The organism is Pseudomonas sp. FG35 (assembly GCF_057809295.1).
Genome location: NZ_JBMDJR010000009.1, coordinates 210,562 through 230,393, shown reverse-complemented (window position 1 = coordinate 230,393; position 19,832 = coordinate 210,562). Strand labels below are relative to the sequence as shown.

Annotated in this window: 17 protein-coding genes; 14 read left to right on the top strand and 3 right to left on the bottom strand. The window is 62.3% G+C overall.

Features of this window, described 5'->3' with window-relative positions; genetic code table 11:
* Window positions 1-16: 16 nt before the first annotated feature.
* A complete protein-coding gene (bioB, locus tag ACODTD_RS19335; RefSeq protein WP_011336244.1) occupies window positions 17-1,072 on the bottom strand; it encodes a biotin synthase BioB in 1,056 nt (351 codons plus the stop codon).
* Window positions 1,073-1,163: 91 nt separating this feature from the next.
* Here bioB and ACODTD_RS19330 point away from each other — a divergent pair, with 91 nt between their 5' ends.
* The 5 genes from ACODTD_RS19330 (at window position 1,164) to rarD (ending at window position 6,743) form a co-directional block, all read left to right on the top strand.
* On the top strand, window positions 1,164-1,904 hold the full coding sequence (locus ACODTD_RS19330) for a ComFC family protein (RefSeq protein ID WP_011336245.1): 741 nt from the start codon (window positions 1,164-1,166) through the stop codon (window positions 1,902-1,904).
* A 58-nt stretch (window positions 1,905-1,962) separates the two neighbouring features.
* Window positions 1,963-2,727, top strand: a complete 765-nt coding sequence (locus tag ACODTD_RS19325) for a TOBE domain-containing protein (protein WP_011336246.1) — start codon at window positions 1,963-1,965, stop codon at window positions 2,725-2,727.
* Between the two features lie 69 nt (window positions 2,728-2,796).
* Entirely contained in the window at window positions 2,797-4,698 is a 1,902-nt protein-coding gene (locus ACODTD_RS19320; protein WP_011336247.1) for a PhoX family protein, read from the top strand.
* A 116-nt stretch (window positions 4,699-4,814) separates the two neighbouring features.
* Window positions 4,815-5,789, top strand: a complete 975-nt coding sequence (locus ACODTD_RS19315) for a serine/threonine protein kinase (RefSeq protein WP_285354382.1) — start codon at window positions 4,815-4,817, stop codon at window positions 5,787-5,789.
* Between the two features lie 66 nt (window positions 5,790-5,855).
* On the top strand, window positions 5,856-6,743 hold the full coding sequence (gene rarD / locus ACODTD_RS19310; RefSeq protein WP_064380284.1) for an EamA family transporter RarD: 888 nt from the start codon (window positions 5,856-5,858) through the stop codon (window positions 6,741-6,743).
* A gap of 223 nt (window positions 6,744-6,966) precedes the next feature.
* On the opposite strand, the gene ACODTD_RS19305 is transcribed toward rarD, so the two are convergent.
* Window positions 6,967-7,485: a glycine cleavage system transcriptional repressor gene (locus tag ACODTD_RS19305; protein ID WP_011336250.1), complete on the bottom strand. Its 519-nt coding sequence runs from the start codon at window positions 7,483-7,485 to the stop codon at window positions 6,967-6,969.
* A 454-nt stretch (window positions 7,486-7,939) separates the two neighbouring features.
* On the opposite strand from ACODTD_RS19305, the gene ACODTD_RS19300 reads away from it, so the two are divergent.
* Window positions 7,940-10,117: a malate synthase G gene (locus ACODTD_RS19300; protein WP_285354381.1), complete on the top strand. Its 2,178-nt coding sequence runs from the start codon at window positions 7,940-7,942 to the stop codon at window positions 10,115-10,117.
* Between the two features lie 71 nt (window positions 10,118-10,188).
* Here the strand turns inward: ACODTD_RS19300 and ACODTD_RS19295 are convergent, their stop codons facing one another.
* Window positions 10,189-10,635, bottom strand: coding sequence for a response regulator (locus ACODTD_RS19295; protein WP_085654016.1), 447 nt, complete (start codon window positions 10,633-10,635; stop codon window positions 10,189-10,191).
* A 253-nt stretch (window positions 10,636-10,888) separates the two neighbouring features.
* Here ACODTD_RS19295 and ACODTD_RS19290 point away from each other — a divergent pair, with 253 nt between their 5' ends.
* The 8 genes from ACODTD_RS19290 (at window position 10,889) to ACODTD_RS19255 (ending at window position 19,832) form a co-directional block, all read left to right on the top strand.
* A complete protein-coding gene (locus tag ACODTD_RS19290; RefSeq protein ID WP_285354380.1) occupies window positions 10,889-12,829 on the top strand; it encodes a putative nucleotidyltransferase substrate binding domain-containing protein in 1,941 nt (646 codons plus the stop codon).
* Entirely contained in the window at window positions 12,826-13,533 is a 708-nt protein-coding gene (locus ACODTD_RS19285) for a 3'-5' exonuclease (RefSeq protein WP_011336254.1), read from the top strand. The genes ACODTD_RS19290 and ACODTD_RS19285 overlap by 4 nt, the downstream gene beginning before the upstream one ends.
* Before the next feature lie 110 nt (window positions 13,534-13,643).
* Window positions 13,644-14,162: an RNA polymerase sigma factor gene (locus tag ACODTD_RS19280; protein WP_039768032.1), complete on the top strand. Its 519-nt coding sequence runs from the start codon at window positions 13,644-13,646 to the stop codon at window positions 14,160-14,162.
* Window positions 14,159-15,130, top strand: a complete 972-nt coding sequence (locus tag ACODTD_RS19275) for a FecR domain-containing protein (RefSeq protein WP_285354379.1) — start codon at window positions 14,159-14,161, stop codon at window positions 15,128-15,130. The genes ACODTD_RS19280 and ACODTD_RS19275 overlap by 4 nt, the downstream gene beginning before the upstream one ends.
* A 201-nt stretch (window positions 15,131-15,331) precedes the next feature.
* Window positions 15,332-17,758, top strand: coding sequence for a TonB-dependent siderophore receptor (locus tag ACODTD_RS19270; protein WP_221616003.1), 2,427 nt, complete (start codon window positions 15,332-15,334; stop codon window positions 17,756-17,758).
* A gap of 73 nt (window positions 17,759-17,831) precedes the next feature.
* Window positions 17,832-18,962 carry a PepSY-associated TM helix domain-containing protein gene (locus ACODTD_RS19265; RefSeq protein WP_285354377.1) on the top strand — a complete coding sequence of 377 codons (1,131 nt, stop codon included), beginning with the start codon at window positions 17,832-17,834 and terminating at the stop codon, window positions 18,960-18,962.
* A complete protein-coding gene (locus ACODTD_RS19260) occupies window positions 18,959-19,138 on the top strand; it encodes a hypothetical protein (RefSeq protein WP_085697754.1) in 180 nt (59 codons plus the stop codon). Before ACODTD_RS19265 ends, ACODTD_RS19260 begins: the two co-directional genes overlap by 4 nt.
* 64 nt (window positions 19,139-19,202) lie before the next feature.
* Window positions 19,203-19,832: a glutathione S-transferase gene (locus ACODTD_RS19255; protein ID WP_041475616.1), complete on the top strand. Its 630-nt coding sequence runs from the start codon at window positions 19,203-19,205 to the stop codon at window positions 19,830-19,832.

The window sequence follows — 19,832 nt, the reverse complement described above, 5'->3', positions numbered from 1 at the left end:
TGAGAAGAACGGGCGATCAGACCGCCGCGTTGTAGAACTGCTCGCTGCTCTTCTGCTCCACCAGCGCCTGTTCGATGGCAGCCTGATGTACTTCGTCAGCATGCTCTTCGCGTGCTTCCGGCTGAATGCCCAGACGTGCGAACAACTGCATGTCCTTGTCGGCCTGCGGGTTGGCGGTGGTCAGCAGTTTGTCGCCGTAGAAGATCGAGTTGGCGCCGGCGAAGAACGCCAGGGCCTGCATCTGCTCGTTCATCGCTTCGCGGCCGGCGGACAGGCGCACGTGGGATTGCGGCATCAGGATCCGCGCCACGGCGAGCATGCGGATGAAGTCGAACGGATCGACGTCGTCAGCGTTTTCCAGCGGCGTACCGGCGACTTTCACCAGCATGTTGATCGGCACCGATTCCGGGTGCTCCGGCAGGTTGGCCAACTGGATCAGCAGGTTCGCGCGGTCATCGAGGGACTCGCCCATACCGAGGATGCCGCCGGAGCAGATTTTCATCCCCGCATCGCGCACATAGGCCAGGGTCTGCAGACGCTCGGCATAGGTGCGGGTGGTGATGATGCTGCCGTAGAACTCCGGCGAGGTGTCGAGGTTGTGGTTGTAGTAGTCGAGCCCGGCCTTGGCCAGTGCCTCGGTCTGATCCTGATCGAGACGACCGAGGGTCATGCAGGTTTCCAGGCCCATGGCCTTCACGCCTTCGACCATCTTCAGCACATAAGGCATGTCCTTGGCCGACGGGTGCTTCCACGCCGCGCCCATGCAGAAACGGGTCGAACCGATGGCCTTGGCGCGTGCAGCCTCTTCGAGGACTTTCTGCACTTCCATGAGCTTTTCTTTTTCCAGCCCGGTGTTGTAGTGACCGGACTGCGGACAATATTTGCAATCTTCCGGGCAGGCGCCGGTCTTGATCGACAGCAGAGTGGAAACCTGGACGCGGTTGGCGTCGAAATGCGCGCGGTGCACCGTCTGCGCCTGGAACAGCAAGTCGTTGAATGGCTGAACGAACAGTGCTTTGACTTCGGCCAAAGTCCAGTCGTGACGCAGGGTGGCAGTGGTGCTGGCGCTCATGGGCGTTTCCTTGGTTATGCTTGGCTGGCGCCTGGGGAAACGGAATACCCACAGGCACGACACGGATGTTCGGCATATTTAAGGAAGAGTCATGCGCTGTCAACCAGACTACGAAAGACCGGTTTACATCTGGTTAAAAAACAAACAACACTGCTTATTGTGTGACGAACCGGCAGACGCGCAAATCCCGATCTGTACCGCCTGTGAAACCGATTTGCCGTGGCTGGGCGATCAATGTCTGACCTGCGCCCTGCCCTTGCCCGCTTACGGCCTGACCTGTGGCGGCTGCCTGCAGGAACCGCCGGCCTTTGAAACGGTAGCCGTGCCCTGGACTTACAGCTTTCCGGTGGACACGCTGATCACCCGTTTCAAGCACAACGGCAAATGGCCGCTTGGCCACTTGCTCGCCGACGTTCTTGGCCAATTCCTGCAACATCGCTTCGAAGAAGACCTGCCGCGCCCGGACGCCCTGCTGCCGGTGCCGCTTGCACCCAAACGCTTGCGCCAGCGCGGCTTCAATCAAGCGGCGATGCTGGCGCAGTGGCTGGGCAAGTCACTCGATTTGCCTTGCGAGGAGCACAGCCTTTTGCGCGTGCAGGATACCGACGCCCAGCAGGCCCTCAACGCCAAGGCGCGTAAACGCAATCTGCGTCACGCCTTCGCCTTGAGCGCCGATGCCCAGGTGCAAGGCCGACACCTGGCCCTGGTCGACGACGTGCTGACCACCGGCGCCACCGCTCAGGCACTGGCCCGATTGCTGATGGACGCCGGCGCCGCGCGGGTGGATGTGTACTGCCTGGCCCGCACGCCAAAACCCGGCGACGCGGCTTGACGGATACGTCCCGAGCCGCCAACGTCCTCCCTCAACCCTTCAGCACAAAGCGTCCGCCATGTCCCTGCCCTCTTTGTTGTCCCAGCACATCGTCCGCCGTCCTCAGCGCATCGCCTTGCTGCAACACATCGCCGAACAGGGTTCGATCACCCGCGCCGCGAAAAGCGCCGGCCTGAGTTACAAGGCGGCGTGGGATGCCATCGATGAGCTGAACAACCTTGCGCAAAAGCCTCTGGTCGAGCGCGCGGTCGGCGGCAAGGGCGGCGGTGGCGCCAGACTGTCGAGCGAGGGCGAGCGAGTGCTGCGCCTGTATCAAAAGCTGCAAGCCTTGCAGGCTCAAGTACTGGAAGCAGCCGAGGACGCCAGCGATCTGGACCTGCTCGGTCGGCTGATGCTCAGGACCAGCGCGCGCAATCAGTTGCACGGCAAAGTCGTGCTGATCGAAGGTCAGGGCCGCAACGACCTGATCCGCCTCGAACTGGCCGAAGGCCTGTCGATCGACGCGCAGATCACCCACGACAGCACCGTTCACCTGGAGCTGCAACCGGGCACCGAAGTGGTGGCACTGATCAAGGCCGGCTGGCTCGAACTGCTCGCTCCACAGGCCACACCTGCCGTCGGCCACAATCTGTTGAGCGGCCGGATCGAGGCGATTCTCGACGCAGAAGACGGCCCGAGCGAAGTGCGCATCGCCCTGCCCAACGGCCAGACCCTGTGTGCGCTGGCCGAACCGCTGGACTTGCGCACCCGGGGCCTGACGGTCGAGCAAGCGGTGCAGGTGCAGTTTTCCCCGTCCAATGTGCTGCTCGGAACACCGCTCTAAACAGCGCTGCAACGAAAGCGTCATCGACCCGCATTAAGGTGGCTGCCAAAACCATGCAGGGAGCCTGATGTGAGCCTATTAGAAGAAAACCAATCCACAGACCTGGAAAAAATGGTCGGCCTGAGCCGTCGCGGGTTCATCAGCGCCGGCGCGCTGTGCGGCGCGGCGATGTTCCTCGGCGGCAACCTGCTGAGCCGCAGCGTGCTGGCCGCCAGTGTCAGCGCCGGCAACAGCCGTCTGCTCGGCTTCGACAGCATTCCGGCGGCCACCACCGACACCATCAGCCTGCCCAAGGGCTACAAGTCGTCGGTGCTGATCAGCTGGGGCCAGCCGCTGCACAAGAACGGCCCGGCCTTCGACCCGAGCGGCAATGGAACCGCGGCCGCACAGGAAGTGCAGTTCGGCGACAACAACGACGGCATGAGCCTGTTCGAATTCCCGGGCGAGAAAAACCGCGCGTTGATGGCGATCAACAACGAATACACCAACTACCGCTACCTCTACCCGCACGGCGGCATGCCGCAGTCGGCCGAGGACGTGCGCAAGGCTCTGGCCTGCGAAGGCGTGTCGGTGATCGAAGTGCAGCGCAAGAACGGCCAGTGGCAGTTCGTCCAGGGCTCGCGCTACAACCGGCGCATCCACGGCAACTCGCCGCTGCGTATCAGCGGCCCGGCCGCCGGTCACGAGCTGATGAAAACCAGCGCCGACAAGCACGGCAAGAAAGTCCTCGGCACCTTCCAGAACTGCGCCAACGGCAAAACGCCGTGGGGCACTTATCTGACCTGCGAAGAGAACTTCACCGACTGCTTCGGCAGCAGCAACGCCCAGCAGCAGTTCGACCCGGCGCAGAAACGCTACGGTGTGTCGGCCGCCAGCCGGGAGATCAACTGGCATCCGTTCGATCCGCGCTTCGACATGGCGAAGAACCCCAACGAGCTCAACCGTCACGGCTGGGTGGTGGAGATCGATCCGTTCGACCCGCAATCGACCCCGGTCAAACGCACCGCGCTGGGCCGCTTCAAGCATGAAAACGCCGCACTGGCCGAGACCGACGACGGTCGCGCCGTGGTGTACATGGGCGACGACGAACGCGGCGAGTTCATCTACAAATTCGTCAGCCGCGACAAGATCAATCACCGCAACGCCAAAGCCAACCGCGACATCCTCGATCACGGCACGCTGTACGTCGCCAGGTTCGATGCCGGCGACGGCAATCCGGATCACCCGAAAGGCCAGGGCCAGTGGATCGAACTGACCCACGGCAAGAACGGCATCGACGCCAGCAGCGGTTTCGCCGATCAGGCCGAAGTGCTGATTCATGCCCGACTCGCGGCCAGCGTGGTTGGCGCCACGCGCATGGACCGTCCGGAGTGGATCGTGGTCAGCCCGAAAGACGGCCAGGTTTATTGCACCCTGACCAACAACGCCAAGCGCGGCGAAGACGGCCAACCGGTGGGCGGGCCGAACCCGCGCGAGAAGAACGTCTACGGGCAGATCCTGCGCTGGCGCACCGACCGCGACGATCACGCGTCGAAGACTTTTGCCTGGGATCTGTTCGTGGTCGCCGGCAACCCGAGCGTCCACGCCGGTACGCCGAAAGGCGGTTCGTCGAATATCACGCCGCAGAACATGTTCAACAGCCCCGACGGTCTCGGCTTCGACAAGGCCGGGCGGTTGTGGATCCTCACCGACGGAGATTCGAGCAACGCCGGTGATTTTGCCGGGATGGGCAACAACCAGATGCTCTGCGCCGATCCTGCGACCGGGGAAATTCGCCGGTTCATGGTCGGGCCGATCGGGTGTGAAGTCACCGGGATCAGCTTCTCGCCGGATCAGAAAACCCTGTTCGTCGGGATTCAGCACCCGGGCGAGAACGGCGGTTCGACCTTCCCCGAGCACCTGCCGAACGGCAAGCCACGCTCATCGGTGATGGCGATTACCCGTGAAGATGGCGGGATCGTCGGCGCCTGATCGGGCGACGCTCTGATCGTTCCCGTGCGCTGCGCGGGAACGATCCCACTCAAGACCGCCCGTCTGCGCTACCATGCTGAGCCGGACGCGGCAGCCTGCTGCGCGCAGGAGTCAGCATGGCCCACCCGTTTGAAACCCTCACCCCAGACCTCGTGCTCGATGCCGTCGAAAGCATCGGTTTCCTGAGCGACGCGCGCATTCTGGCGCTCAACAGTTACGAAAACCGCGTCTATCAGGTCGGCATCGAAGACTCGGAACCGCTGATCGCCAAGTTCTATCGCCCGCAGCGCTGGACCAACGAAGCCATTCTCGAAGAACACCAGTTCACCTTCGAACTGGCCGACGTCGAGATCCCGGTGGTGGCGCCACTTATCCACAACAGCAAAACCCTGCACGAACACGCCGGATTTCGTTTCACCCTGTTTCCCCGTCGCGGTGGCCGGGCGCCGGAACCGGGCAATCTCGACCAGTTGTATCGCCTCGGCCAGTTGCTCGGGCGCATGCACGCGGTCGGCGGGACCAAACCGTTCGAGCACCGCGAAGCGCTGGCGGTGAAGAACTTCGGCCATGACTCGCTGACCACTTTGCTGGAAGGCAACTTCATACCGAAAAGCCTGCTGCCGGCCTACGAGTCCGTCGCCCGCGACCTGCTCAAACGTGTGGAAGACGTCTACGCCAATACGCCGCACCAGAACATCCGCATGCACGGCGACTGCCACCCCGGCAACATGATGTGCCGCGACGAGATGTTCCACATCGTCGACCTCGACGACTGCCGCATGGGCCCGGCGGTGCAGGACATCTGGATGATGCTCGCCGGCGACCGTCAGGATTGCCTGGGACAACTGTCGGAGTTGATGGACGGCTACAACGAATTCCATGACTTCGACCCGCGCGAACTGGCGCTGATCGAACCGCTGCGCGCCCTGCGCCTGATGCATTACAGCGCCTGGCTGGCACGACGCTGGGACGATCCGGCGTTCCCCCGCAGCTTTCCGTGGTTCGGCAGCGAGCGGTATTGGGGCGATCAGGTGCTGGCGTTGCGTGAGCAGCTGGCGGCGCTGAACGAAGAGCCGTTGAAGCTTTTCTGACACGACACGTCTATACAACTGCCCGTACAACCGCTGCTTTGTTAGCTGCCTAAGCAAGGATTCTGCATGCAAGCCGCCAACCCGCGTCGCGGGTACATTCTGGGCCTCAGCGCCTACATCATCTGGGGACTGTTCCCGCTCTACTTCAAAGCCATCGCCGAAGTGCCGGCGGTGGAAATCATCATTCATCGAGTGCTGTGGTCGGCGCTGTTCGGCGCGCTGCTGTTGATGGTGTGGAAGCATCCCGGCTGGTGGCAGGAACTGCGCGACAACCCGAAACGCCTGGCGATTCTTGCGCTCAGCGGCACCTTGATCGCGGCCAACTGGCTGACCTACGTCTGGTCGGTGAACAACGGCCGGATGCTGGAAGCGAGCCTCGGTTACTACATCAACCCGCTGGTGAACGTGCTGCTGGGCATGCTGATCCTCGGCGAACGCCTGCGGCGCATGCAGTGGCTGGCGGTCGGTCTGGCGGCTATCGGTGTGGCGCAGCAGGTGTGGCAGGTCGGCAGCCTGCCGTGGGTATCGCTAGTGCTGGCGCTGACCTTCGGTTTCTACGGGCTGATCCGCAAGCAGGCACCGGTCAAGGCGTTGCCGGGGCTGGTGGTGGAAACCTGGATGCTGGTGCCGATCGCCCTCGCGTGGCTGCTGTTCAATCCGACCGCCACCAGCGCTCAGGCCGAGTTCTGGACCACCTCCGAAGCCTGGTGGCTGGTGGCGGCCGGCCCGGTGACGCTGGTGCCGCTGGTGTGCTTCAACGCGGCCGCGCGGCATCTGCCCTACACCACCCTCGGTTTCCTGCAATACCTGGCGCCGACGTTGGTACTGCTGCAAGCCGTGCTGCTGTTCGGCGAGCACTTGTCGTCCAGCACGCTGATCGCCTTCATGTTTATCTGGGCCGGTCTGGCGGTGTACAGCGTCGATGCTTGGATGAGTCTGCGTCGGCGCAGCTGATCAAAAAACGCACAAACCTTCACAGGCCACGGTTCTCGTGGCCTGTATCGTTCCTTCCCAAGGTTATCCACAGCGTGATCCCCGCCGTTTGTGCGCAAGTCACTGAATGCTGGCGGTTTTTTGATCAATCTTCGGCAAGCCACGGCGGACGTGGCCTGGCGCTCAGTCTCTACAGGTTATCCACAGGCAGGTGCACGTTTAAACTGGATAACCCGATCCGTCTTCACAGGTCGGTGCGCAGCACCAGTTCCACCATCAAGTCATCGGCCAGGGTTTCCAGGCGCGATTGCAGCACGTCCAGCGACAAAGTCAGCGGCACCGCGAGAATCGCTTCGGCATGGAACAGCGGTTCACTGCTCATCGGTGCCGGACGTACTTCGGTCACCAGCCGTTCGAGATTCACGCCCTGCTCGCTCAGCAGCCGGGTGATGTCACGCACGATCCCCGGACGATCATTGCCCACCAGTTCCATGGCGATCGGTTTCCAGGTGCAGGCCTGTTCGATACCGCTTTCGGCCACCAGCACGCGAATCCCCTGTGCCGACAGTGCTTGTAAGGCATCGACTAATTCGTCGTAAGCCTCCGCCGGCACGCCGACCCGCAGGATCCCGGCGAACTGTCCGGCCATGCGTGACATGCGGCTTTCCAGCCAGTTGCCGCCGTGTTCGGCGATGCATTGGGCGATGCGCTCGACCTGCCCGGGCTTGTCCGGTGCGAAGACGGTGAGTACGAGGTGATCCATGGCGCAGCCCTCTTGTCATGACTTTTGTTATAGAAGAGCAAGTATAGGCAAGCGTTCGACAGACGCCTCAGACGCTCGAAATCACAAATCGTGTACAACTTTTTATATTTAGCTGGAACAATCCATTGGTTTTTTGAGAACATCCCGTTCCGCGCCGTGACCGCAATGCGTCATGGGGTCGCAGAACGACGTAATTAGTCCGATTTTCACAACCGCAACTCATCATGTAGTATGCCGCAGCGCGCACTACATAACGCTGGATCGATGTCTGCCCAAGGCACGTTCGCAACCCTGAAAGCCCCGTCAGCAAGGCCCCCAAGCCGTTGATTGGTCCCAGCCCAGCCGCCAGCGATGGCATGTACTGGTCGAGGGGTTTGTGGTTTAAATGGCCAGAGGCTTCATTGTTAAATTGAAGAGCTGAAAAGCGAAATAGCTGAGCAGAGTGAGGCAAGCAATGACTGAACACGTTCAAGTCGGTGGCCTGCAGGTCGCCAAAGTCCTGTTCGACTTCGTGAACAACGAAGCCATTCCCGGTACCGGCCTCACCGCCGACAAATTCTGGGAAGGTGCCGACAAGGTCATTCACGACCTGGCGCCGAAGAACAAAGCCCTACTCGCCAAACGCGATGACTTCCAGGCTCGTATCGATGGCTGGCACCAAAGCCGTGCCGGTCAGCCGCACGACGCCGTGGCCTATAAAGCCTTCCTGCAAGAGATCGGTTATCTGCTGCCAGAAGCGGCTGATTTCCAGGCAACGACGCAAAACGTCGATGACGAAATCGCCCGTACCGCCGGCCCGCAACTCGTGGTCCCGGTGATGAACGCCCGCTTCGCCCTCAACGCCTCGAACGCCCGCTGGGGTTCGCTGTACGACGCCCTGTATGGCACCGACGCCATCAGCGAAGCCGGCGGCGCGGAAAAAGGCAAAGGCTACAACAAGGTGCGTGGCGACAAAGTCATCGCCTTCGCCCGTGCGTTCCTCGACGAAGCCGCGCCATTGGCGACCGGCTCCCACGTCGATTCCACCGGCTACAAGATCGCTGACGGCAAACTGGTCGTCACCCTCAAGGGCGGCAGCACCAGCGGCCTGCGCAACGACGCACAGCTGATCGGCTTCCAGGGCGATGCCAATGCGCCGATTGCGATCCTGCTGAAGAACAACGGCCTGCATTTCGAAATCCAGATCGACGCCAGCACCCCGGTCGGCCAGACCGATGCCGCCGGCGTCAAAGACATCCTGATGGAAGCAGCGCTGACCACCATCATGGACTGCGAAGACTCCGTGGCGGCCGTCGATGCCGACGACAAGGTGGTGATCTACCGCAACTGGCTCGGCCTGATGAAGGGCGACCTGGCGGAATCCGTGTCCAAGGGCGGCCAGACCTTCACCCGTACCATGAACCCGGATCGCACCTACACCAAGGTCGACGGCAGCGAACTGACCCTGCACGGCCGCTCGCTGTTGTTCGTGCGTAACGTCGGTCACCTGATGACCATCGACGCGATCCTCGACAAGCACGGCAACGAAGTGCCGGAAGGCATCCTCGACGGTCTGGTGACTTGTCTCGCGGCGATGCACAACCTGAGCGGCAACACTTCGCGCAAGAACACCCGCACCGGTTCCGTGTATATCGTTAAACCGAAGATGCACGGCCCGGAAGAAGCGGCGTTCACCAACGAGCTGTTCGGTCGCATCGAAGACGTGCTGGGCCTCAAGCGCAACACCCTGAAAGTCGGGATCATGGACGAGGAACGCCGTACCACGGTCAACCTCAAGGCCTGCATCAAGGCAGCGAGCGAGCGCGTGGTGTTCATCAACACCGGCTTCCTCGACCGCACCGGCGACGAAATTCACACTTCCATGGAAGCCGGCCCGATGGTGCGCAAGGCTGACATGAAGGCCGAGAAATGGATCGGCGCCTACGAGAACTGGAACGTCGATATCGGTCTGAGCACCGGCCTGCAAGGTCGTGCGCAAATCGGTAAAGGCATGTGGGCAATGCCCGACCTGATGGCGGCGATGCTCGAACAGAAAATCGCTCACCCGCTGGCCGGCGCCAACACTGCCTGGGTTCCGTCGCCGACCGCCGCTGCGCTGCACGCGCTGCACTATCACAAGGTCGACGTGTTTGCCCGTCAGGCCGAGCTGGCCAAACGTGCCCGCGCGTCGGTCGATGACATCCTGACCATTCCGCTGGCGGTCAACCCGAACTGGACGCCGGAACAGATCAAGAACGAACTGGACAACAACGCCCAGGGCATTCTCGGTTACGTGGTGCGCTGGATCGACCAGGGCGTGGGTTGCTCGAAAGTGCCGGACATCAACGACGTCGGCCTGATGGAAGACCGTGCAACGTTGCGTATCTCCAGCCAGCACATCGCCAACTGGCTGCGTCACGGTGTCGTGACCGAAGCGCAAGTGATGGAAAGCCTCAAGCGCATGGCGCCGGTGGTAGACCGTCAGAACGCCAACGACCCGCTGTACCGTCCGCTGGCCCCGAACTTCGACAGCAACATCGCCTTCCAGGCGGCAGTCGAACTGGTGATCGAGGGCACCAAACAGCCGAACGGCTACACCGAGCCGGTCCTGCACCGTCGTCGTCGCGAGTTCAAGGCTGCCAACGGCCTTTAACCTGCGCGGATGCCGGACACGAAAAAGCCCTGATCTTTCGATCAGGGCTTTTTTTGTTTGCGCCGGATTGGCTAGGGCTCGATCCCCAACTCATGTCTGACCAGTCCAAGCAATTTGGCGGTATCGATAGGTTTGAGCAGGAAATCCACCACGCTCAAATGCATCGCCGCAATCGCATCCTTCACGTCGGCATCGCCCGAAACGATGATGATCGGCATGGCCGCCCGCACTGACTCGCGCACCTGGCGGATCAGCTCCAGGCCATCGACGTTGCCCATGCGCAGGTCGGTGATCACCAACCCGATCGAAGGTTTTTCCGCGAGCATTTTCAGCGCGGTTTCGCCGCTGGCCGCGGTCATGCAACGAATGCCATCCAGCCCGAGAATCTCCGACAACAGCTCCCGCGCATCCTTGTCGTCATCGACGATCAATACACGCTGCGGTGGCAGATCGGGTTCGAGCATTACAGCGCTGAGCGCTTCCCGCTCGGCGTCGCTCAAAATATCGTGGTCGGACATGGCGTTCTCTACGTTTTCAATTCGATCCCCTGGCACAGTGGTCAGACATCGCTGGGCAGAGCTTCAATGTGCACTTCGTCGGATTTTTTTCCAAGGGGCGAACCGAAGAATTTCCGACTGATTTTGTAGGGCATATCAGAAAACTCCCCAACGGCATGCCCAACCTAGACTTACGTCCAATGGGCACCCCGCGCGATGGGGTCGACCATGGCTGCAACGATCCGACAACAACAATTCGAAAAAGACTGCGGTAATGGTTATGAGTAAAGCGGACGCCTTCACCCAGGCAGGGAAAACCGCGGTGTTGCAGAACATTCAGGGCACTTTGCAATTCCTCCAGCGCTTCCCCCCTTTCAATCAAATGGAACACGCTCACCTGGCCTATCTGGTGGAGCAATGCCAGCTGCGCTTCTACGGTCAGGGCGAGAGCATCATCAAACCCGCTGACGGGCCGGTCGAACACTTCTACATCGTCAAGCAGGGCCGGGTGGTGGGCGAGCGTCCGCACACGGCCAAGGGCGGCACCGAAACCACCTTTGAAATCACCACCGGCGAGTGTTTTCCCCTTGCCGCGCTGCTCGGCGAACGGGCGACCCGCACCGAGCATCTGGCCGGTGAAGACACCTTCTGTCTGCAACTGAACAAACTGGCGTTCATCAAGCTGTTTGCTCTCTCCAGCACCTTCCGCGATTTCGCCTTGCGCGGGGTCAGCAGCCTGCTCGATCAGGTCAACCAGCAAGTCCAGCAAAAAGCCGTGGAAACCCTCGGCACCCAGTATTCGCTGAACACCCGTCTCGGCGAATTGGCCATGCGCCATCCGGTGACGTGCAGCCCGACCACACCGTTGCGCGAAGCGGTGAAGCTGATGCACGAACAACAAGTCGGCAGCATCGTCGCGGTGGATGAGCACAAGGCGCCACTGGGGATTTTCACTCTGCGCGACTTGCGGCATGTGGTGGCTGAAGGTGTTGACGATTTCAGCGAACCGATCGAACGTCACATGACGCCCTCGCCGTTCTATCTTTCGCCGGATCACAGCGCCTTCGACGCGGCGATAGCGATGACCGAGCGGCACATTGCCCACGTCTGTCTGGTCAAGGATCAGCGCCTGTGCGGCGTGGTCTCCGAGCGTGATCTGTTCTCGCTGCAACGGGTCGATCTGGTGCACCTGGCACGGACCATCCGCAGCGCCCAGCGGGTTGAACAACTGGTGACCCTGCGTGGCGAGATCGGCCAACTGGTCGAGCGCATGCTGGCTCACGGTGCGTCTTCGACCCAGATCACCCACATCATCACCCTGCTCAACGATCACACCGTGTGCCGGGTGATCGAGCTGACGCTCGCGGAGAAAGGCGACCCCGGTGTGCCGTTCAGTTGGCTGTGCTTCGGCAGCGAAGGCCGGCGCGAACAGACCCTGCACACCGATCAGGACAACGGCATTCTGTTCGATGCGCGGGATGCGGCCCATGCGGCGGAGATTCGCGGCAAGCTGCTGCCCATCGCCCAGCAGATCAATAACAGCCTGGCGCAATGCGGCTTCACCCTGTGCAAGGGCAACGTCATGGCCGGCAATCCGCAGCTGTGCCTGTCCCGTGCAGAATGGGCCCGGCGCTTTGCCGCGTTCATCCGCGAGGCAACGCCGGAGAACCTGCTGGGCTCAAGCATTTATTTCGACCTGCGGGTGGTCTGGGGCGATGAACAGGGTTGCGAGCAACTGCGCCGGGGGATTCTCGATCAGGTCGGCGACAATCGTTTGTTCCAGCGGATGATGGCCGAGAACGCCTTGCGCAACCGCCCGCCGGTGGGGCGTTTTCGTGAGTTCGTGCTGACCCGCAAGAACGGCGAGAAAGCCACGCTGGACCTGAAGATCCAGGGCCTGACGCCGTTTGTCGACGGTGCACGTTTGCTGGCACTGGCCAATGGCATCGACGCCAACAACACCCTCGAACGCTTCCGCCAACTGGTGGATAAAGAAGTCATCGACCGACTGGATGGCGCCGCGTACGAAGAGGCGTACCACTTCATTCAGCAGACGCGCATGCAGCAGCATCAATTGCAGACCCGGGAAAACCTGCCGTATTCGAACCGGGTCGATCCCGACAGCCTCAATCATCTGGACCGGCGCATCCTGCGTGAATCCCTGCGCCAGGCCCAGCGCCTGCAAAGCAGCCTGACCCTGCGGTATCAGCTATGAGCCTGTTCTCGTGGCTGCGTCCGGCCAGCCCCGTTGTGCCGGACGACCTGCAACAGCGCCTGACGAAACTGCCGGCCATCGGCGAACTGCGCGAGTGCAGCCTGCGCGAGCAGCGCTGGGTAGTGCTGGATCTGGAAACCACCGGGCTGAACCTGAGCAAGGATCGGGTGCTGTCGATCGGCGCGGTAGTGATCGAGGACGGTGCGATCGACTTCAGTCAGCAGTTCGAACGCACCCTGCAGTGTCACGAGTTGAAACTCGGCCCGAGCGTGTTGATTCACGGCTTGGCCCCGAGCGCGATTGCCGCCGGCAGCGAGCCCACCGAAGCTTTGGTCGAGCTGCTGGAGTTCATCGGCGACAGCCCGGTGCTGGCGTTTCACGCTTCGTTCGACCAGCACATGCTCGGCCGCGCACTGAAGGAACATCTCGGGCACAAGTTGCAGACGGTGTTTCTCGATGTGGCGCAGATCGCCCCGCTGGTTTGCCCGCAGGCACATATTCGCGAGGCGGGGCTGGACGAGTGGATCGACTGGTTCAAGCTCGAAGTGTTCGAGCGCCACCATGCGAGTGCCGATGCCCTGGCCACCGCGGAACTGGCGCTGATCCTGTTCAGTCGGGCGCGCCAGCAGCAGATCCACAGTCCGCTGAATCTGCAGCAACGCCTGAGTCAGTGGAAGCGCCGCCAGCAGACGCATTCGTTCTGAATCCGGGTTGTCGCCCGACAACCCGACCGGTGGCCAATTGCTAACCATTCCCACCTCTGCCACAATCGCGAACAATTCTCGTTAGTTAACACTTCCCAATCGGTGTCGTCGTGTCTTCAGCCCAAAGCCCTCACAGCGAGCTCGTCGGTGCGTTGTATCGCGACCACCGTGGCTGGCTGCTGGCCTGGCTGCGCCGTAACGTGGCTTGCCCGCAACGGGCCGAAGACCTGAGCCAGGACACTTTCGTCCGCCTGCTTGGCCGCGACGAACTGCTGACACCGCGCGAACCCCGGGCATTTCTGGTGGCGATCGCCAAAGGGTTGTTGTTCGACTACTTCCGCCGGGCGGCGCTGGAACAGGCGTATCTGACCGAACTGATGCTGATCCCCGAGGGCGAACAGCCCTCGGTCGAAGAACAGCAACTGATCCTCGAAGACCTCAAGGCCATCGACCGCATGCTCGGCAAGCTGTCGACCAAGGCTCGCGCCGCTTTCCTCTATAACCGCCTCGACGGCCTGACCCACGCCGAGATCGCCGACAAACTCGGCGTGTCTGTCCCCCGCGTGCGTCAGTACCTGGCCCAGGGTATTCGACAGTGCTACATCGCGCTGTACGGTGAGCCAACATGAGCCCGGCCAGTTCTAGACCGGTCCCGGCCCATGTGCTGGACGCGGCGATTGCCTGGCAATTGACCCTCGATTCCAGCACGCCGCTGGAACGCGAAGAATTCGCCAAGTGGCACGCGGCCAACGAAGAACACGCTCGCGCCTGGCGCCAGCTGGGCATGCTCGACCAGCGTTTCAGCGTGGCCAACGGCCCGGCACGCAACGCGTTGCTGCAATCGCGCGAAGGCATCCGCCGCCGGGTGCGCAAGCTGGGCAGCGGGCTGGCCAGTGTCGTGGCGGTGGTCGGGCTGGCGTTGTTTGCCAGCGAACGTTATCTGCCGCTGGATTACTGGCTCGCCGATCAACGCACCGCCACCGGCGAACAGCGCACCGTGCGCCTGGCCGACGGCACCGTACTCAACCTCAACACCCACAGCGCCGTGGATGTCCGCTTCGATGAAAAACAACGCCTGATCGTGTTGCAGGAAGGCGAAATCCTTGTCGAAACCGGTCACGGCGATGCGCGGCCGTTCATCGTCGAAACCGCCGAGGGCAGCATGCGCGCCCTCGGCACGCGGTTCCTGGTCAAACGCGAAGACGCCGGCACGCGCCTGAGCGTGTTGCAGTCGGCGGTGGCGGCGCATCCGCAATCCGATCCGCAGGAACAGATCCTGCGCGAAGGCCAGCAAGTACTGATTCGCCAAAACGGTCTGGATTCGGTGGTGGCGCTCAACCCCGGCGCCGATGCCTGGACCCGCGGCATGCTGGTAGTGGACAACGCGCGCCTGGAAGACCTGGTGCATGAACTCGGGCGCTATCGTCGCGGCCATCTGGGCATTGCGCCGGAAGTCGCCGATCTGCGCATCACCGGCAGCTTCCCGCTGCACGACACCGACAAGGCGCTGAACGCCCTGCTGCCGACCCTGCCGGTGCAGATCGAACAGCACACGCCATGGTGGGTGACCGTGGCCAAGGCGGATCCGAAGCCCTGACATTCAGCGCTGCCTGAGTCATAGCGATCGCGAGCAGGCCGCGACAGAAACACCCATCACATCCCATGAAAACGGACTTTCTGCTGACTTGCGCAGCGATGTCGTTCGTTAATCGAAATTATTTTCATCCAGCCCTATCACTTTTCGAATCTCGTCCGGCACACAGGCAATTGAGAAATATTTCCATTCAGGAGCCGCCGTATGTCCCGTTCGCTAGACACCTTGTTGCGCCCCAGTTTGCTGGCGGTCGCCATTGCCCTCTGCACCCCGCTGGCCAGCAGCCAACTGATCGCCGCTGAACAGGCGTCGAGCGTACGCGCCTACAACCTGCCGGCGGCTCCGTTGTCGACCACCCTGAACCAGATCGCCAGCCAGGGCGGCCTCACGCTGTCGCTGAACCCGTCGCTGGCGGCGGGCAAGACCTCGGCGCCGGTCAACGGCCAATATGACGCGGCCGGCGCCCTGCGCGCGGCACTGCGCGGCACCGGTCTGCAACTGGAACAGAGCGGCGCCGGCACCTACACCCTGGTCGCCGTGCCGGAAGGCGTGATGGCCCTGCCGGAAACCTCGGTGATCGGCGTGGAAAACTACGAAAGCGCCTGGGGCCCGGTCGAAGGCTACACCGCCACCCGCACCGCCGCCGGCACCAAGACCGACACTGCACTGGTCGAAGCACCGCGTTCGATTTCGGTCGCCACTCGCCAGCAAATGGAAGACCGTGGCGTGCACAGCCTCGATGACGCCGTGCGCTACATGCCGGGCATCACCGCCAGCAGCTACGGCAGCGACACTCGCGCCGACTGGCTGCGCGTGCGCGGCTTCGAACCGACCCAGTTCCTCGACGGCCTGCCCCTGCCAAAAGGCGTGTACGCCAACCCGAAACAGGAAACCTGGAACCTCGACCGCCTCGCCCTGCTGCGCGGCCCGGCCTCGTCGGTATACGGCCAGACCCCACCGGGCGGTTTGCTGGACATGGTCAGCCGTCGCCCGAGCGATGTGCAGAGCAACGAAATCCAGCTGCAATACGGCAGCGACAACCACCGCCAGATCAACTTCGCCAGCACCGGCAAGATCGATGACGCTGGCCAGTTTCTCTACGGCCTCAGCGGTGTGGTACGTGACAGCGGCACGCAGATCGACCACGTCGACAACAAGCGCTACAACATCGCGCCGAGCCTGACCTGGAACATCGACGACGACACCAGATTCACCCTGCTGACCCAGTTCACCCGCGACGATACCGGCATCACCAGCCAGTTCCTGCCGGTGCAGGGCACCAAGATCGACATGCCGTTCGGCAAGGTTTCCCATCACAAGAACCTCGGCGATCCGGACTGGGAATACTACGACCGCACCTACTACGCGTTGGGCTATGCCTTCGAACATCGCCTGAACGATGTGTGGCAGTTCAAGCAGAACCTGCGCTACACCAAGTCGGATCTGTCGTTCCAGGGCATCACCGTCGGCTCCTACCCGTTCACTCAAGTGGACAATGACGGCAACGTCGGCCGCACGACCACCATCGTCGACGAAGACATCAGCCAGTTCGCCGTGGACAACAACTTCCAGGCCGACTTCGCCACCGGCGACATCCGCCACACCCTGCTGCTGGGTCTGGATCACCAGCGCAGCAACACCAACTACACCTCGATCTTCGGCAGCGCGCCGGAGATCAACGTGAACAATCCGATCCATGGTCAGCCGATCGTGCGTCCGGCGCGCTCCACCGCGTTCTATGACTACAACCAGAAGACCTACCAGACCGGCCTCTACGTTCAGGACCAGATGGCCCTGGACCAATGGCGCCTGACCCTGGGCGGTCGTGAAGACTGGGTGCATACCAGCACGCAATTCATCAACAAGGGTGACGCCACCAACACCCAGCGTGACAAGGCGTTCAGCGGTAACGCGGCGATCAGCTATGTCTTCGACTCCGGTTTCGTGCCGTACCTGTCCTACGCCGAATCGTTCCAGCCGACCACCGGCGCCGACGCCTCGTCGACCGAATCGCTCAAACCGACCGAAGGCAAGCAGTGGGAACTGGGCATCAAGTACCAGCCACCGGGCAGCAAGACCCTGCTGACGGCGGCCGTGTATGACCTGACCCAGAAAAACGTTTCGGTCAGCTCGTTCGTCAACGGCGTATCGATCACCAGCCAGACCGGCGAAGTGAAGGTCAAAGGCCTGGAGCTGGAAGCCGTCTCCGACGTCACCGACAACCTGAAGGTCATCGCCGCGTACACCCTGGCCAAATCCGAAGTGCAGAACGGCGCCGACAAGGGCAACCGCCTGCAACTGATGCCGAACCAGCAAGCCTCGCTGTGGGCCGATTACACCTGGCACAGCGGTGTGCTCGACGGCTTCGGCATCGGCGCCGGCGCGCGCTACACCGGCAACACCTACGGCGACAAAGCCAATACCTGGCTGGGCAAGGCGGACGCGTACACCGTGTTCGACGCCGCCGTGCATTACGACCTCGGCCGTCTGGACAACAGCCTCAAAGGCGCGTCGCTGGCACTCAACGCCACCAATTTGCTGGACAAGGACTACATCTCCACTTGCGACAGCTTCTACTGCTACTACGGCGACCAGCGCAGTGTCGTCGCCAGCGCCACTTACAAGTGGTAAGCGCCTGAGCTGAACAGGCCCTGCAACCAGGCCGTCCCTCGTGGACGGCTTGGGTGTTTTTGAAGGTCATGAAATGAAAAGTAAAACAATTCGCCGCTGGTCCTTGGTCCACACCTGGACCAGCCTGATCTGCACCGTGTTTTTGCTGCTGCTGGCCCTGACCGGCCTGCCGCTGATTTTCCATCACGAGATCGACCACCTGCTGGGCGATGCGCCCGAGTTGCGGGTGATGCCGGCGGACACGCCGCATCTGAACCTGGCGCAACTGGTCGAAGCGGCGGAAAAGCATCGGCCCGGCGAGGTCGTGCAGTATTTCGGCTTCGAAGACGACGAGCCGAATGCCGTGCTGACGATCATGGCCAGGACCGCCGGCACCGAGCCCAATTCCTCGCACACCTTCATGCTCGACGCGCGTACCGGCGAAGCCCTGGAAATGCCGTCGGCCAACGGTGGGCTGATGCTGTTCATCCTGCGCCTGCACGTCGACATGTTCGCCGGGCTGCCGGGCAAGCTGCTGCTGGCTTTCATGGGTTTGCTGTTCGTGGTCGCGATCGTGTCCGGCACGGTGTTGTACCTGCCGTTCATGCGCCGCTTGAAGTTCGGCACCGTGCGCCAGGACAAGTCCACCCGCCTGCGCTGGCTCGACCTGCATAACCTGATCGGCGTGGTCACCTTGACCTGGGCGCTGGTGGTCGGCGTGACCGGGGTGATCAGCGCCTGCGCCGATCTGATCATCGCTGCATGGCGCAACGATTCGCTCAACGCCATGATCGCGCCCTACCGCGATGTCCCGCCGCTGATCCACCTCGCCCCGGCCACGCGACTGCTGGATATCGCCAACGAAGTCGCACCGGGCATGAAACCGGACTTCATCGCCTTCCCCGGCACCCGTTTCTCCAGCGAGCACCATTACTCGGTGTTCATGAAGGGCGGCACCCACCTGACCTCGCACCTGCTGACCCCGGTGCTGATCGACGCCAGCACCCTGCAAGTGACAGCGGTGGCAGAGCGACCGTGGTACATGGACGCCATGGGCATGTCGCAGCCGCTGCACTTCGGTGACTACGGCGGCATGCCGATGAAAATCCTCTGGGCCACGCTGGACGTGCTGACCATCATCGTCCTCGCCAGTGGCGTGTACCTGTGGGTGGTGCGGCGCAAGGCCGCGAAACCGGTGTTGGAAACGGCAGAGGCCGCTGCATGAAACCGCGTCAGTCGAATTTCTGGAAAGTCTTCAGCACGCCGCTGGTGATCGCGCTGCTGAGTGCGGCGGGCCTGTTCGCGGCGCTGCTGGGCGACGGGATCTGGGATGGCTTGAGCTGGATTGGTCTGGGCGTTCCGGCCGCCATTGCCCTGCGTGGATTGCTGCAACGCCGCTGAACGGCTTGAGCCTGACGGGCAACGCGCTATGCTGCCCGTCTTGCCCTTGACCGAGACCCTGCCAATGTCCGCTCCCAGCATGACCCTGTTCCACAACACCCTGTCCCCGTTCGTGCGCAAAGTCATGGTGCTGTTGCACGAGACCGGCCAGCAGGATCGCGTCGCGCTGCAGGACTGCGTGCTCAGCCCTGTCAGCCCGGACGCCGCGCTCAACGAAGACAACCCGCTGGGCAAGATCCCGGCCCTGCGCCTGGCCGACGGCAATGTCATCCATGACAGCCGGGTGATCCTTGATTATCTCGACCACCAGCACGTCGGCAACCCGCTGATCCCCCGCGACGGCTCGGCCCGCTGGCGGCGCCTGACCCTGGCCTCGATGGCCGACGGGATCATGGACGCCTCGGTCATGGTGCGTTACGAGCAAGTGCTGCGCGCCCCGGAAAAACACTGGGACGAATGGCTCGAAGCCCAGCGCGAGAAGATCCGCCGCGCCCTCGCCTTGCTGGAGCGCGACGCGATTGCCGAACTGACCTGCCACTTCGATGTCGCCGCGATCAGCGTGGCCTGTGCACTGGGTTATCTCGACCTGCGCTTCCCGGATCTGGGCTGGCGTGACGCCAATCCGCAACTGGCCAACTGGTTCTTTGAAGTGAGCCAGCGGCCGTCGATGATTGCGACCATGCCGAAGGCTTGA